General features: G+C 68.7%; 14 protein-coding genes. 8 read left to right on the top strand and 6 right to left on the bottom strand.

The annotated features are described in order from the left end of the window. Positions 1-4 precede the first annotated feature (4 nt). Positions 5-1,447, bottom strand: coding sequence for a cytochrome ubiquinol oxidase subunit I (locus tag OCH239_RS00920; RefSeq protein ID WP_037257259.1), 1,443 nt, complete (start codon positions 1,445-1,447; stop codon positions 5-7). Positions 1,448-1,650: 203 nt separating this feature from the next. On the opposite strand from OCH239_RS00920, the gene purF reads away from it, so the two are divergent. From purF to OCH239_RS00885, 7 genes are all read left to right on the top strand, one after another. Beyond that, a complete protein-coding gene (purF, locus tag OCH239_RS00915) occupies positions 1,651-3,123 on the top strand; it encodes an amidophosphoribosyltransferase (RefSeq protein ID WP_037257256.1) in 1,473 nt (490 codons plus the stop codon). Then, complete coding sequence (locus tag OCH239_RS21575) at positions 3,120-3,668, top strand: DUF2199 domain-containing protein (RefSeq protein ID WP_051489107.1); 549 nt, start codon at positions 3,120-3,122, stop codon at positions 3,666-3,668. The genes purF and OCH239_RS21575 overlap by 4 nt, the downstream gene beginning before the upstream one ends. Before the next feature lie 99 nt (positions 3,669-3,767). Continuing rightward, complete coding sequence (locus tag OCH239_RS00905; protein ID WP_037257252.1) at positions 3,768-4,028, top strand: hypothetical protein; 261 nt, start codon at positions 3,768-3,770, stop codon at positions 4,026-4,028. Positions 4,029-4,060: 32 nt separating this feature from the next. Next, positions 4,061-4,705 carry an SDR family NAD(P)-dependent oxidoreductase gene (locus OCH239_RS00900; protein ID WP_037257249.1) on the top strand — a complete coding sequence of 215 codons (645 nt, stop codon included), beginning with the start codon at positions 4,061-4,063 and terminating at the stop codon, positions 4,703-4,705. Between the two features lie 179 nt (positions 4,706-4,884). Beyond that, positions 4,885-5,670, top strand: a complete 786-nt coding sequence (gene surE, locus OCH239_RS00895) for a 5'/3'-nucleotidase SurE (RefSeq protein ID WP_037257247.1) — start codon at positions 4,885-4,887, stop codon at positions 5,668-5,670. Continuing rightward, the gene (locus OCH239_RS00890) at positions 5,667-6,311 is read left to right on the top strand and encodes a protein-L-isoaspartate(D-aspartate) O-methyltransferase (RefSeq protein WP_037257244.1); all 645 of its coding nucleotides are present in this window, start codon (positions 5,667-5,669) and stop codon (positions 6,309-6,311) included. The genes surE and OCH239_RS00890 overlap by 4 nt, the downstream gene beginning before the upstream one ends. Before the next feature lie 99 nt (positions 6,312-6,410). After that, a complete protein-coding gene (locus OCH239_RS00885) occupies positions 6,411-7,631 on the top strand; it encodes a peptidoglycan DD-metalloendopeptidase family protein (protein ID WP_037257242.1) in 1,221 nt (406 codons plus the stop codon). A 74-nt stretch (positions 7,632-7,705) separates the two neighbouring features. Here the strand turns inward: OCH239_RS00885 and OCH239_RS00880 are convergent, their stop codons facing one another. From OCH239_RS00880 to OCH239_RS00865, 4 genes are read right to left on the bottom strand one after another with little or no spacing between them, the layout of a single operon-like run. Next, positions 7,706-8,545, bottom strand: a complete 840-nt coding sequence (locus OCH239_RS00880; protein ID WP_037257240.1) for an ATP-binding protein — start codon at positions 8,543-8,545, stop codon at positions 7,706-7,708. Next, on the bottom strand, positions 8,542-9,402 hold the full coding sequence (gene tatC, locus OCH239_RS00875; RefSeq protein ID WP_037257238.1) for a twin-arginine translocase subunit TatC: 861 nt from the start codon (positions 9,400-9,402) through the stop codon (positions 8,542-8,544). The genes OCH239_RS00880 and tatC overlap by 4 nt, the downstream gene beginning before the upstream one ends. After that, positions 9,399-9,890: a Sec-independent protein translocase protein TatB gene (gene tatB, locus OCH239_RS00870; protein ID WP_037257235.1), complete on the bottom strand. Its 492-nt coding sequence runs from the start codon at positions 9,888-9,890 to the stop codon at positions 9,399-9,401. Before tatB ends, tatC begins: the two co-directional genes overlap by 4 nt. Continuing rightward, a complete protein-coding gene (locus OCH239_RS00865; protein WP_037257233.1) occupies positions 9,891-10,109 on the bottom strand; it encodes a twin-arginine translocase TatA/TatE family subunit in 219 nt (72 codons plus the stop codon). 216 nt (positions 10,110-10,325) lie between these two features. Between OCH239_RS00865 and OCH239_RS00860 the strand changes: the two genes are divergently transcribed. Further along, on the top strand, positions 10,326-10,991 hold the full coding sequence (locus OCH239_RS00860) for a helix-turn-helix transcriptional regulator (protein WP_037257231.1): 666 nt from the start codon (positions 10,326-10,328) through the stop codon (positions 10,989-10,991). Here the strand turns inward: OCH239_RS00860 and OCH239_RS00855 are convergent. Further along, positions 10,988-12,073, bottom strand: coding sequence for an ABC transporter ATP-binding protein (locus OCH239_RS00855; protein ID WP_037257229.1), 1,086 nt, complete (start codon positions 12,071-12,073; stop codon positions 10,988-10,990). The two genes, OCH239_RS00860 and OCH239_RS00855, sit on opposite strands and share 4 nt — an antisense overlap. Between the last annotated feature and the right edge of the window lie 35 nt (positions 12,074-12,108).

Here is a 12,108-nt window from a genome sequence, read left to right as displayed (position 1 = left end):
GTCCTCACTCCGCCGGTTGACCGGATTGCCGACCCTGCGGCGCCGGTTGCTGCACGCCCGGCACCAGACCCGCGCTGCGGATCGGGCCGTAATCGATGTCGTCCTCGTAGGGCGCCCGCTCCGGCGTCTTCAGCATCAGCTTGATGAGGTAGCCGACGCCCGCGCCGAAGACGAGGAAGTAGATGACGATGAAGGCGATCAGCGACGCACCCACCGCGCTCGCATCGAGCGGCGAGGTCGAGTTCACAGTCAGAAGCTCGCCGTAGACCGTGTAGGGCTGCCGTCCGACCTCGGTCGTGATCCAGCCCGCGATCACCGCGACGAGCCCCGAGGGCCCCATCGCCAGCGCCGCGCGGTGCAGCCAGACCTCGTCGTAGAGCCGCCCCTTGTAGCGCGTCCAGAGCGACCATAGCCCGATGCCGACCATCGCGAAGCCGAGCCCCACCATGATCCGGAACGACCAGAAGACGATCGCGACCGGCGGCTCCTCCGCGTCCGGCACCGTGTCGAGCCCGTCCATCTGCGCGTTCCAGCCCTTGTTCAGGATCGGGCCGCCGATCTTCGGGATCGACAGCTCGTAGCGCATCTCGCCCGCCTCCTGGTCCGGGATCCCGAAGAGGATGAGCGGCACGCCGTTGTCGTAGCTCTCGAAATGCCCCTCCATCGCCAGCACCTTGGTCGGCTGGTACTCGTAGGTGTTGAGCCCGTGCTCGTGGCCGATCACCACCTGCAGCGGCGCGACCAGCGCGGCCATCCACATCGCCATGGAGAACATCTTGCGCACGCCGCGGTGATGCCCGCGTCCCGAGAGCAGGTGCCAGGCGCCGACGCCGCCGACGATGAAGGCCGTCGTCAGATACGCCGCGGTCAGCGTGTGGGCGAGCCGGTAGGGGAACGACGGGTTGAAGATCACCTCGAGCCAGTTCTCCGGCACGAACTGCCCCACGTCGTTGATCGCGTAGCCCGCGGGCGTGTGCATCCAGGAATTGACCGACAGGATCCACGTGGCCGAGATCGCGGTGCCGACCGCCACCATTGCCGTCGCCGTCATGTGCAGCCCCGGCCCGACCTTGTTCCGCCCGAAGAGCATGATCCCGAGGAAGCCCGCCTCGAGGAAGAAGGCCGTCAGCACCTCGTAGGCCATGAGCGGCCCGAGCACCGGCCCGGTCTTGTCCGAGAAGACCGACCAGTTGGTGCCGAACTGGTAGGACATGACGATTCCCGACACGACCCCCATGGCGAAGGTGATCGCAAAGATCTTCACCCAGTAGTTGAAGAGGTTGAGATAGGCCTCGTCCTTCGACCAGAGGTACCAGCCGTTCAGCACCGCGAGGAAGCTCGCGAGCCCGATGGTGAAGGCCGGAAAGATGAAGTGGAACGCGACCGTAAAGCCGAACTGGATTCGCGCCAGCGTCACCGCATCCAGGCCGAAGAACAGTGTGTCCATTCCATCTACTCCGCTCGTTTCTTTCGCTTGATCTGGCATCTAGGCCCGACAGACGCGAATTCCGCAGCGATGCGCCATCGCGCCGCAGGTTTTTCCCGGCCTGTCCCACATCCCTTCGTGACAGGGGCGTGACAAGCGGCGCACACTCCCCTAGACAGCCCGCGTAACGCAGCCCGCCTGGAGCCTGACGCGTGACCTCCCAAATGCCCCCCGCCCATCCTTTCGACTACGGCGATCTCGACGGCGACGAACTGCATGAGGAATGCGGTGTCTTCGGCGTCGTCGGTGTCGCCGATGCCGCCAATTTCGTCGCCCTCGGCCTGCACGCCCTGCAGCACCGCGGCCAGGAGGCCGGCGGGATCTGCACCTACGATCCCGAGCAGGGCTTCAACACCGCCCGTCGCTTCGGCTACGTGCGCGACACCTTCACCTCGCAAGCGGTGATGGAGACGCTGCCGGGCACGCTCGGCATCGGCCATGTCCGCTACTCGACCTCCGGATCGAAAGGCCCGACGCAAATCCGCGACGTGCAGCCCTTCTTCGGGGAATTCTCCATGGGCGGCGCCGCCATCGCCCATAACGGCAACATCACCAACGCAAACGCGCTCCGGCGCGAGCTCATCGAGCGCGGCTCGATCTTCCAGTCCTCCTCGGATTCGGAATGCATCATCCACCTGATGGCCCGCTCGCTCCAGCGCGACATTCCCTCCCGGGTCGAGGACGCGCTCCGCCGGGTCGAGGGCGCCTTCTCGGTCGTGGCGATGACCCGCACCAAGCTCATCGGCGTGCGCGATCCGCTCGGCGTGCGCCCGCTCGTCCTCGGCCGCGTCGGCGACGGCTGGGTGCTCTCGTCCGAGACCTGCGCGCTCGACATCATCGGCGCCGAATTCGTTCGCGAGATCGAACCCGGAGAGATGGTCGTCATCACGCCCGAGAACGGCGTCGAATCGCTGCGACCCTTCCGGCCCCAACGCTCGCGCTTCTGCATCTTCGAGCATGTCTACTTCTCGCGCCCCGATTCGATCCTCGGCGGCCGCTCGGTCTACGAGACCCGCCGCCAGATCGGCGTCGAGCTCGCCCGCGAGGCCCCGGTCGATGCCGACCTCGTCTGCCCGGTCCCCGACAGCGGCACGCCCGCGGCCATCGGCTACGCCCACGAGAGCGGCATCCCCTACGGCATGGGCATCGTGCGCAACCAGTACATGGGCCGCACCTTCATCGAGCCGACCGAGCAGATCCGCAACATGGGCGTGCGCCTCAAGCTCAACGTCAACCGCGCCCTGATCGAGGGCAAGCGGGTCATCCTCGTCGACGACTCCGTCGTGCGCGGCACCACCTCGCGCAAGATCAAGGAGATGATCCTCGACGCCGGCGCCGCCGAGGTGCATTTCCGCATCGCGAGCCCGCCGACGGCCTGGCCCTGCTTCTACGGCGTCGACACGCCGCAGCGCGAAAAGCTCCTCGCCGCCAGCATGTCCGAGGACGAGATGCGCGACCATCTCGGCATCGACTCGCTGCGCTTCATCTCGCTCGACGGTCTCTACCGCGCGGTCGGCGAGGCGAACGGCCGCGATCCCGAGCGCCCGCAATATTGCGACGCCTGCTTCTCCGGCGAATATCCGGTGGAGCCGTCCGACCAGATCGAACAGGGCTTCCGGCTGAAGGCGGCCGAATGAATCTCCTCGACCTCGACGCCCGCTGGCGTCGACTGAACGATCCGGACTATTCCTGCCCCTGCTGCGGGCAGAGCTTCGGCGGCCTCGTCGACATGGGCTTCGAGGAACCCGACGCCTGGCCCTTCGGCGAGCGCGGCGACGCCGAGGTCTTCGAAGCGGGCGACGACAAGCTCTCCGCCGACCTCTGCCGCGTCGGCGAGCGCCGCTTCCTGCGCGCAATCCTGCCCCTACCGGTCCGCGGCGCCGAGGATGCCGCGCTCTTCGCCCTCTGGGCCGAAGTCGCACCCGAGGATTTCTACGCCACGCTCGATGCCATAGACGCCGGCACCGAACCGCCCGCCTGCCCCGCGACGCTCGCAAACGAGCTGCCCGAATTCGGCCTGCCCGACGGCACCCTCGTGCCCGGCACGGAGGCCGAACGGCCGACCTTCCGCGCCGGGTCCGGGCCACTGGCCGAGGTGCAGGAGGCAGGCCTCTCCTTCGATGCCCTCCTCGATCTCTACGCCGCGCTGGGTCAGGACATCAGGCCCCACCTTCAGGGTTGAGCGGATCGGCAATCGATCGCGCACTGGGACGATTTGTCCGTTCCCCGGCGGCGCGAGGTCAATTATGGTCGCGCCACTCATAAAATCAGAGGCACGAGCATGGCCCAGGGACACAGCAACGGAACCGTCGCGCGGCAGGCGACCACCCGCGCGCGTTTGAATTACCGCAAGACCATCCTCCTCGGCGTCTTTGGCGCCGAAGGACAGCGTGAAGCGCTGATCCGCCTGCCCGACGGACGCGTCGCGCGCGTCACCCGCGGCACCCGGATCGGGCGGTCTCAGGTGGTGTCGATCGACGAGGACCGGATCGCCATCGCGACCGGCCGCCGCGCCCACTGGATCGAGATCCCGGGGCGTTGACAATCCCCGTGGCGCGGGGCACCTCCGCGTCCATGTCAGAGCCCGTCGCACTCATCACCGGCGCCTCGCGCGGCCTGGGCTTCGCCCTCGCCGAGGCGCTTTCCGAGACCCACCACATCGTCGCCGTCGCCCGCACCGTGGGCGGGCTCGAGGATCTCGACGACCGCATCAAGGCAAGGGGCGGCGCCGCCACCCTCGCGCCGATGGACGTCACCAACGAAGGCGCGATGGCGCAGCTCTGCCGCTCGGTCCACGACCGCTGGGGCGGCGCCGCGATCTGGTGCCACACCGCCGTGCATGCGGGCCCCCTGACCCCCGCCGATCACATCGCGCAGAAGGACTGGCAGAGCTCCCTCGCAACCAATGTGACCGCGATGGGGCACCTCATCCCCTTCATGGCGCCGCTGCTCGGCCCGTCGGGCACCGCCGTCTTCTTCGACGACGCCGAGGCGCCGGGGGCCAAGTTCTTCGCCCATTACGGCTCGACCAAGGCCGCGCAGATCGCGCTCGCCCGCTCCTGGGCCGCCGAGACCGCGCAGATCGGCCCGAAGGTCCACGTCCTTACTCCGAAGCCGATGCCCACGGCGACCCGCGCCCGCTTCTATCCCGGCGAGGACAAGACCAGGCTCGCCAGCCCCGCCGACGAAGCGCGCCGCCTCATCGCCGAATTCACCTGAAGCCCCGCACCCGCCGCCCGGCCCCGGATTGCCGGCGCCCGCGGGCTCGGGCGGGAGCGCGTGCCGGCAATCCGGACACGCAGGGGCGCGGGCGCCGACGCGGGCCTGCGATCCGCCCCGCCCGCTTGCCCCCCGCCTGCACATTTCCTAGAGAGAGCCAAAGCCCCGGGACCCATCGCATGCGCATTCTCATCACCAACGACGACGGCATCAACGCCCGCGGGCTCGAGGTGCTGCACGGCATCGCGACCGAGCTGGCCGGAGAGGATGGAGAGGTCTGGACTGTCGCCCCCGCCTTCGAGCAATCGGGCGTCGGGCACTGCATCTCCTACTCTCGCCCGATGATGGTGAGCGAGCTCGCGCCCCGCCGCTACGCCGCAGAAGGCAGCCCCGCCGATTGCGTCCTCGCAGGCCTGCACGACGTCCTCAAGGACACGCCCCCCGACCTCGTTCTCTCGGGCGTCAACCGCGGCAACAACGCCGCCGAGAACGTGCTCTACTCGGGCACCGTCGGCGGCGCGATGGAGGGCGCGCTGCAGGGCCTTCCCGCGATCGCCCTCTCGCAGTTCTACGGCCCCGCCAACTGGCGCGCCGACGATCCCTTCGAGGCCGCGCGCGTCCACGGCGCCGAGGTCGTCCGCCGCATCCTCGAGATCGAGGTCCCCGCCGGCCCCGATTACCGCCTCTTCTGGAACGTCAACTTCCCGCCCGTCCCCGGCGCCGAGGTCAAGGGCACCCGCATCGTGCGCCAGGGCCGCCGCGACGGCGCGGGCTTCGGGGTGGAGCCGCAGATGTCCCCCGCGGGCCGGCGCTTCCTCTGGATCCGCGGCGGCGACCAGCAGCGCCCCACCGGGCCCGGCACCGACGCCACCGCCAATCTCGACGGCTATGTGAGCGTCACGCCGATGCGTGCCGACCTCACCGCCCATGATGCCCTCGACGGTCTCGAGGCGCATTTCGGATGACCGCCGACGCCGAGCGCAAGATGCAGTTCCTCTATGCGCTGCGCTCGCGCGGGGTGACCGATCACGCGGTCCTCACAGCGATGGAGAAGGTCGACCGCGCCGACTTCATCCGCCATTACTTCACCGACCGCGCCTATGACGACATGCCGCTGCCGATCGCCTGCGGCCAGACCATCTCGCAGCCCTCCGTCGTCGGCCTGATGACCCAGGCGCTGCAGGTCTCGAACCGCGACAAGGTGCTCGAGATCGGCACCGGGTCGGGCTACCAGGCGGCGGTCCTCAGCCAGCTCGCCCGCCGCGTCTATACCTGCGACCGTCACCGCCGCCTCGTGATCGAGGCCCGCGAGATCTTCGAGGCGCAGGGCCTTGCCAACATCACCGCCTTCGTCGCCGACGGCAGCCACGGCCTGCCCGACCAGGCCCCCTTCGACCGCATCCTCGTGACCGCAGCCGCCGAGGACCCGCCGGGCCCGCTCTTGGCGCAACTGAAGATCGGCGGTATCATGGTGGTGCCGGTCGGCCAGTCCGACACGGTGCAGAGCCTCATCCGCGTCACGCGCACGGAAGACGGCTTCGACTACGACGAACTGCGCTCGGTGCGCTTCGTACCCCTCGTCGAAGGACTGGGGCGCGATGCATGAGGCCGGGGCGTATACAGGAGCGACAGGGGCGCAGGCAGGCCGCTACGCCCGGACTTTCATGACGCCCCGGCGACAAGGGGCGCATCCGAGGACATCGAGATGACCGAGACACGCCGTTTCCGACTTGCAGCCCGCGCCGCCGCGCTCAGCGCCACGGCCGCGATCGCCGCCTGTTCGGGGCCGATGGACCTCGACATGCGCGGCAAGCTCGGGGGGCCCGTCGACACCTCCGCCGCGGCGGTCGACGCCTCCGCCTCCCGGCCCGAACCCGATGCCCGCGGCGCGATCTCCTACCCGACCTACCAGGTCGCGGTCGCCCGCCGGGACGACACCATCGCCCAGGTCGCGAGCCGCGTCGGCCTGCCGGCCGAGGAGCTCGCCAGCTACAACGGCGTTCAGACCGGCGACCCCCTTCGCGCGGGCGAGATCGTCGCCCTGCCCCGCCGCGTCTCCGAACCGGCGCCCCGGCCCGGGCAGGCCCAGACCGGCACCGCGCCGCTGCAATCCTCGGGTCAGGTGGACATCACCACCCTCGCCGGCAACGCCATCGACAGCGCCCCTCAGCCGCAGCAGACCGCCCGGAGCGCGCCGCAGACCGCTCCTGCCGGGGCCGAGCCGATCCGGCACCAGGTCGAGCGCGGCGAGACCGCCTACACCATCGCCCGTCTCTACGACGTCACGCCGCGGGCGCTCGCCGAATGGAACGGCCTCGACCAGAACTTCACCCTGCGCGAGGGACAGTACCTCCTGATCCCCGTCGCCGACACCCAGACCGCGGCGCGGGCGAGCGAGCCGAGCGTGACCGAACCCGGCCGCGGCTCCCCGACGCCGACGCCGCCCTCCGCGCAGACCCCCTTGCCGGAGGAAGAGCCCGAACCCGCGGCCACGACCCAGACGCGGACCGCCGCCGCACCGCCGCCGGACGCCCCCGCGCCCGACGTCGGCGAGACCACCGAAGTCAGCCGCTCGGACGCAGAGTTCCTGATGCCGGTCCAGGGCAGCATCATCCGCGAGTACGCAAAAGGCCGGAACGACGGCATCGACATCGCCGCCGCCGCGGGCACACCGGTCAAGGCCGCGTCCTCCGGGACCGTCGCCGCGATCACCACGAACACCGACGACATCCCGATCCTTGTGGTGAAACACGCCGGAGACCTCCTCACCGTCTACACCCATATCGACGTGCAGGGCGTCTCGAAGGGCGACAGCGTGAGCCGCGGCCAGACCATCGGCACCGTGCGCCCGGGCGATCCCGCGCGCATGCATTTCGAGGTCCGCGCCGGCTTCGAATCCGTCGATCCGATGACCTATCTCCAGTGACGCGAAAGGGGCGCATTCCTCACCGGAATGCGCCCCTCGCTAGCCAAGCCTGATCTCCGGGATCGGCGGGCCTGTCAGATCCGCACGCCCTGACGCCCCGCGAGATCGGTGAAGAACTGCCACGCGACCCGGCCCGACCGCGCGCCGCGCGTCGCCGACCACTCGATCGCCTCCGCGTGCAGCTGCGCCTCGTCCACGGTCACGCCGTAGGCCGCGCAATAACCCCGGATCATGTCGAGATATTCGTCCTGGCTGCAGGGATGAAAGCCGAGCCACAGGCCGAACCGGTCCGACAGCGACACCTTCTCCTCGACCGCCTCCGACGGATTGATCGCGGACGAGCGCTCGTTCTCGATCATGTCCCTCGGCATCAGATGCCTGCGGTTCGACGTTGCGTAGAAGAGCACGTTCTCGGGCCGCCCCTCGACGCCGCCGTCCAGCACCGCCTTGAGGCTCTTGTAATGCTGGTCGTCATGCCCGAATGACAGATCGTCGCAGAAGAGCAGGATCCGCTGCGGCGCGGCCCTCAGGTGATGCAGAAGCCGGCCCACCGACGGTAGGTCCTCGCGCAGCAGCTCGACGAGTTTCAGCTCTTCGCCCGCTGCCAGAACCTCGGCATGCACCGCCTTGACCACGCTCGACTTTCCCATGCCGCGCGAGCCCCAGAGCAGGGCGTTGTTCGCGGGCAACCCGCGGGCAAAGCGCAGCGTGTTGTCAAGAAGCGTCGCCTTCGTCCGCTCGATGCCGAGCAGCAGGTCGAGCGGCACCCGGTTCACCTGCGGCACCGGCTCCAGCCGGTCGGGCGCGGTGTGCCAGACGAACGCGTCGGCCGCCCCGAAATCCGGGGCGGCCAGCGGGGCGGGCGCGAGGCGCTCGAGCGCCTCCGCGATGCGGTCGAGCGTCTCGTCCGTCACGAGGTGCCGTTCTCGTCGTCATCCTCGAACCAGACGCCCTGCGCCTTCAGCTCCTCGATGCGTTTGCGCTCAACGCGGGCCACCAGGAAGATCGAGATCTCGTAAAGGCCGTAGACCACCACGAAGAGGATCATCTGCGTGATCACGTCGGGCGGCGTCACCAGCGCGGCGAGCACCAGAATGCCCACCACCGCGTATTTGCGCACGTCCCCGAGGCCCTTGGCGGACACGATGCCCGCCTTGCCCATCAGCGTCAGCAGCACCGGCAGCTGGAAGCAGAGCCCGAAGGCCACGATGAACTTGATGGTGAGGTTGAGGTATTCCTGCGCCGAACCCTGAAAGACGACCGACAGCCCCTGCCGGACCCCGTCGCCGACCACCGCCTCGCCGCTCGACCCGAATTGCTGGAAGCCGAGGAAGAAGTCGTAGGCCAGCGGCGTGACGACGTAGAAGGCGAACGCCGCGCCGAGGATGAACATGAACGGCGAGGCCACGAGGAAGGGCAGGAAGGCCCCCTTCTCGGACTTGTAGAGCCCCGGCGCCACGAACCGCCACAGCTGGTTGGCGATGTAGGGAAAGGCCAGCATGAAGCCGCCCAAGAGCGACACCTTCACCGCAACGAAGAAGCCTTCCTGCGGCGAGATGAAGATCAGGTCGCAATCCTGCCCCCGGTCCGCCAGCACCTGGCAGAGCGGATCGGTCAGGAAGTTGAAGATCGGCGTCGCCACGGTGAAGCAGATCACCATGCCGATGATGAAGGCCACCACCGCATGGATCAGCCGCGTGCGCAGCTCCGCCAGATGCTCGATGAGGGGCGCGGAGCTGTCCTCGATCTCGTCGTCGTCGCGGACGCTCATGAATTGTCCTTGTCGTCAGAGCCCAGCGAGGCTTCCATCTCGTCCGCCTTGCGTGCGGCGTCGTCCGCCTCGCGGCGCTTGCGTTCCGCCGCCGCGCGGGCGCTCGCGGCCTCGATCTTGCGCCGCTTGGCCTCGGCCTGCGGGTCGGGCGCCTTGGTCTTCTTGCGGTCCAGGCCCGGGTCCTCGTGATCGTCGAGTTCCAGATCGTCGAACCGCGTCGCGTCCTTCATCGAGCGCGCCGCATCCTTCACGCCGTCCATCGCCGAGGCCATCGGATTGGTCGCCGACTTGAAGGTCTTGGCGGCGTCGCGAATTCCCGACTCGTCCGCCGCGTCGTTCATGGCGCGGGAGAACTCGCGGGCCATGCCCTTCGCCTTGCCGACGAAGCGGCCGACATTGCGGAACAGCACCGGCAGGTCCTTCGGGCCGACGACGATCAGCGCCACGATCCCGATGACCAGAAGCTCGGCAAAGCCCAGGTCCAGCATTTAGGCGTTGTCTTTCTTTTCCTCGGGCGTCACGTCGCGGGCGCTCTCTGCCTTCTCGTCGTCGTCGAGCTCCTTCTGGCCGTCCGACACGCCGCGCTTGAAGGCGGTGATGCCCTTGCCGACCTCGCCCATCAGGCCCGAGATCTTGCCGCGCCCGAAGAGCACGAGCACCACGACGGCGATGAGCAGAAGGCCCGGCAGGCCGATGTTGTTGAGCATGTATCAGTCCTCCGAAGGCGGGCGGAGGGGTCGGGCCACCCGCAAAATCCACCCCGATTTCTATAGGTTCCGGCGCCCTCCGGAAAGCGGGGAGCAGGGCGAAATCGTGCCTCGTGGAGGTTAAATTCGCGTGCGTCGTGTCACCATGTTGTCAGTTGTCAGCTTTCTGTCAGTATTGCCCCCCGACCCCCGCCAAGCCACATGCGAATCGCTGCGATGAAACGGACCGACCGGCTCTACGCGCTCCTGCGCCTTCTCAAGGACGGCAGCCTGCACCGCGCCGAGGATCTCGCCCGCGAGCTCGGCGTCTCGCTGCGCACGATCTACCGCGACATGGAGGTGCTTGCCGCCTCGGGCGTTCCGGTCGAGGGCGAGCGCGGCCATGGCTACACCGCCCGCGCCGCGCTGACCCTGCCGCCGCTCAATCTCACCGAGGCCGAGCTCGAGGCGCTGCATCTCGGCCTCGCCGCCGTCGGCGCCAGTGGCATGGAGGAGATGGCCGAGGCCGCCCTCACCCTCTCGCGCAAGGTCGAGGCGGTCCTGCCCGAGGATACCGGAATGGCGGCCGAGCGCTTCGGTTTCGCCACCTACCCCTTCGCCGAGGCCGCCGAGGGTTTCCGCCACATGCCGGGCATCCGCAAGGCGATCCGGGCTCGCCAGAAGCTCCGCATCACGCTTCATGGCGAGGACAAACCCCGCGACATCCGCCCGCTGCATGTCGATTACTGGGGGCGCGTCTGGACGGCGATCGCCTGGGACGAGGGCACGGGCGATTTCGCCACGTTCCGCATCGACCGGGTGCGCAGCCTCAGCAACCTGCCCGGCCTCTTCGTGGACGAGCCCGGCAAGCGCCTCTCGGATTACCGCAAGCGCGAGGGCTAACCCTCGGAGGGATAGACGAAACAGCGGTCGCGCCGCACCGTCAGCCACATCGGCGTGCCGACCTTCGGCAGGAACACGTTGGGCACCGTCGCCCGCAGCACCTCGCGGTCGTGATCCATCCGGAACTCGACGAGGCTTTCGGACCCCATGAACCGCGCCCGCTCCACCACGCCCCGCGCCGGCGTGCCCGCCATCGGCGTCGGGTTCGGGCCCCGCCCGTTGCGGTCGAAGTCGATCGAGACATGCTGCGGCCGGAACACGATCTCGACCCGCGTGCCGTCCGCATGGCCGGGCGCGAGGAACTGCCCGAACGGCGTGTCGACCAGAGCGCCCTGAACTACGCCGCTCAGAATGTTGATATCGCTGAAGAACGCCACCGCCGCCTTGTCCACCGGCGCGTTGTAGACGTTGTAGGGCGCCCCGAGCTGCACGATCCGCCCGTCGCGCATCAGCGCGATCTCGTCGGCCATGCGCATCGCCTCCTCGGGCTCGTGCGTGACCAGAAGGACGCTCGTGCCCTCTTCCTTCAGAAGCGCCAGCGTCTCGTCCCGGATGCCGTCACGGAGGCGGTTGTCGAGGCCCGAGAAGGGCTCGTCCATCAGCATGATCCGCGGTTTCGGCGCCAGCGCCCGCGCCAGCGCCACCCGCTGCTGCTCCCCGCCCGACAGCTCGTGCGGCCAGGCATTCATGTAGCTCTCGAGCCCGACCCGCGACAGAAGCTGCCGCACCCGCGCCTCCTGCTCGGCCTTCGACCCGGTCAGCCCGAAGGCCACGTTCGCCGCCACCGACAGATGCGGAAAGAGAGCGAAGTCCTGGAACATGAGCCCGATCGACCGCCGCTCCGGCGGCACCCGGAACACGGTGTCGCAGACGAGGTTGCCGTCCACGTGGATCGTGCCGCTGTCTTGCACCTCGACGCCCGCGATCATCCGCAGCGTCGTCGACTTGCCGCAGCCCGAGGGCCCCAGCAGGCAGGTGACGTAACCCGGCAGGATCGACAGCGACACGTCGTCGACGACGGTCTTGCCCTCGAAGCGTTTGGTGATGTGGCGGATATCCAGCCGGGGGGTCTCGGCGCTCACCTGCTTCTTGCCTCGTGCGTTGCCCGATCAATTCT

The sequence above is a fragment of the Roseivivax halodurans JCM 10272 genome, from assembly GCF_000521785.1.
GTDB classification, from domain to species: domain Bacteria; phylum Pseudomonadota; class Alphaproteobacteria; order Rhodobacterales; family Rhodobacteraceae; genus Roseivivax; species Roseivivax halodurans.
This window is presented reverse-complemented; position numbering and strand designations above follow the sequence as displayed.

Bases quoted from the DNA above. Each gene is read 5' to 3' on its own strand.
- OCH239_RS00905 (WP_037257252.1), top strand. From the start codon at position 3,768: ATGGCCCAGGGACACAGCAACGGAACCGTCGCGCGGCAGGCGACCACC.
- OCH239_RS00900 (WP_037257249.1), top strand. From the start codon at position 4,061: ATGTCAGAGCCCGTCGCACTCATCACCGGCGCCTCGCGCGGCCTGGGC.
- purF (WP_037257256.1), top strand. From the start codon at position 1,651: ATGCCCCCCGCCCATCCTTTCGACTACGGCGATCTCGACGGCGACGAA.
- OCH239_RS00865 (WP_037257233.1), bottom strand. From the start codon at position 10,109: ATGCTCAACAACATCGGCCTGCCGGGCCTTCTGCTCATCGCCGTCGTG.
- OCH239_RS00860 (WP_037257231.1), top strand. From the start codon at position 10,326: ATGAAACGGACCGACCGGCTCTACGCGCTCCTGCGCCTTCTCAAGGAC.
- OCH239_RS21575 (WP_051489107.1), top strand. From the start codon at position 3,120: ATGAATCTCCTCGACCTCGACGCCCGCTGGCGTCGACTGAACGATCCG.
- OCH239_RS00885 (WP_037257242.1), top strand. From the start codon at position 6,411: ATGACCGAGACACGCCGTTTCCGACTTGCAGCCCGCGCCGCCGCGCTC.
- surE (WP_037257247.1), top strand. From the start codon at position 4,885: ATGCGCATTCTCATCACCAACGACGACGGCATCAACGCCCGCGGGCTC.
- OCH239_RS00920 (WP_037257259.1), bottom strand. From the start codon at position 1,447: ATGGACACACTGTTCTTCGGCCTGGATGCGGTGACGCTGGCGCGAATC.
- tatB (WP_037257235.1), bottom strand. From the start codon at position 9,890: ATGCTGGACCTGGGCTTTGCCGAGCTTCTGGTCATCGGGATCGTGGCG.
- OCH239_RS00890 (WP_037257244.1), top strand. From the start codon at position 5,667: ATGACCGCCGACGCCGAGCGCAAGATGCAGTTCCTCTATGCGCTGCGC.
- tatC (WP_037257238.1), bottom strand. From the start codon at position 9,402: ATGAGCGTCCGCGACGACGACGAGATCGAGGACAGCTCCGCGCCCCTC.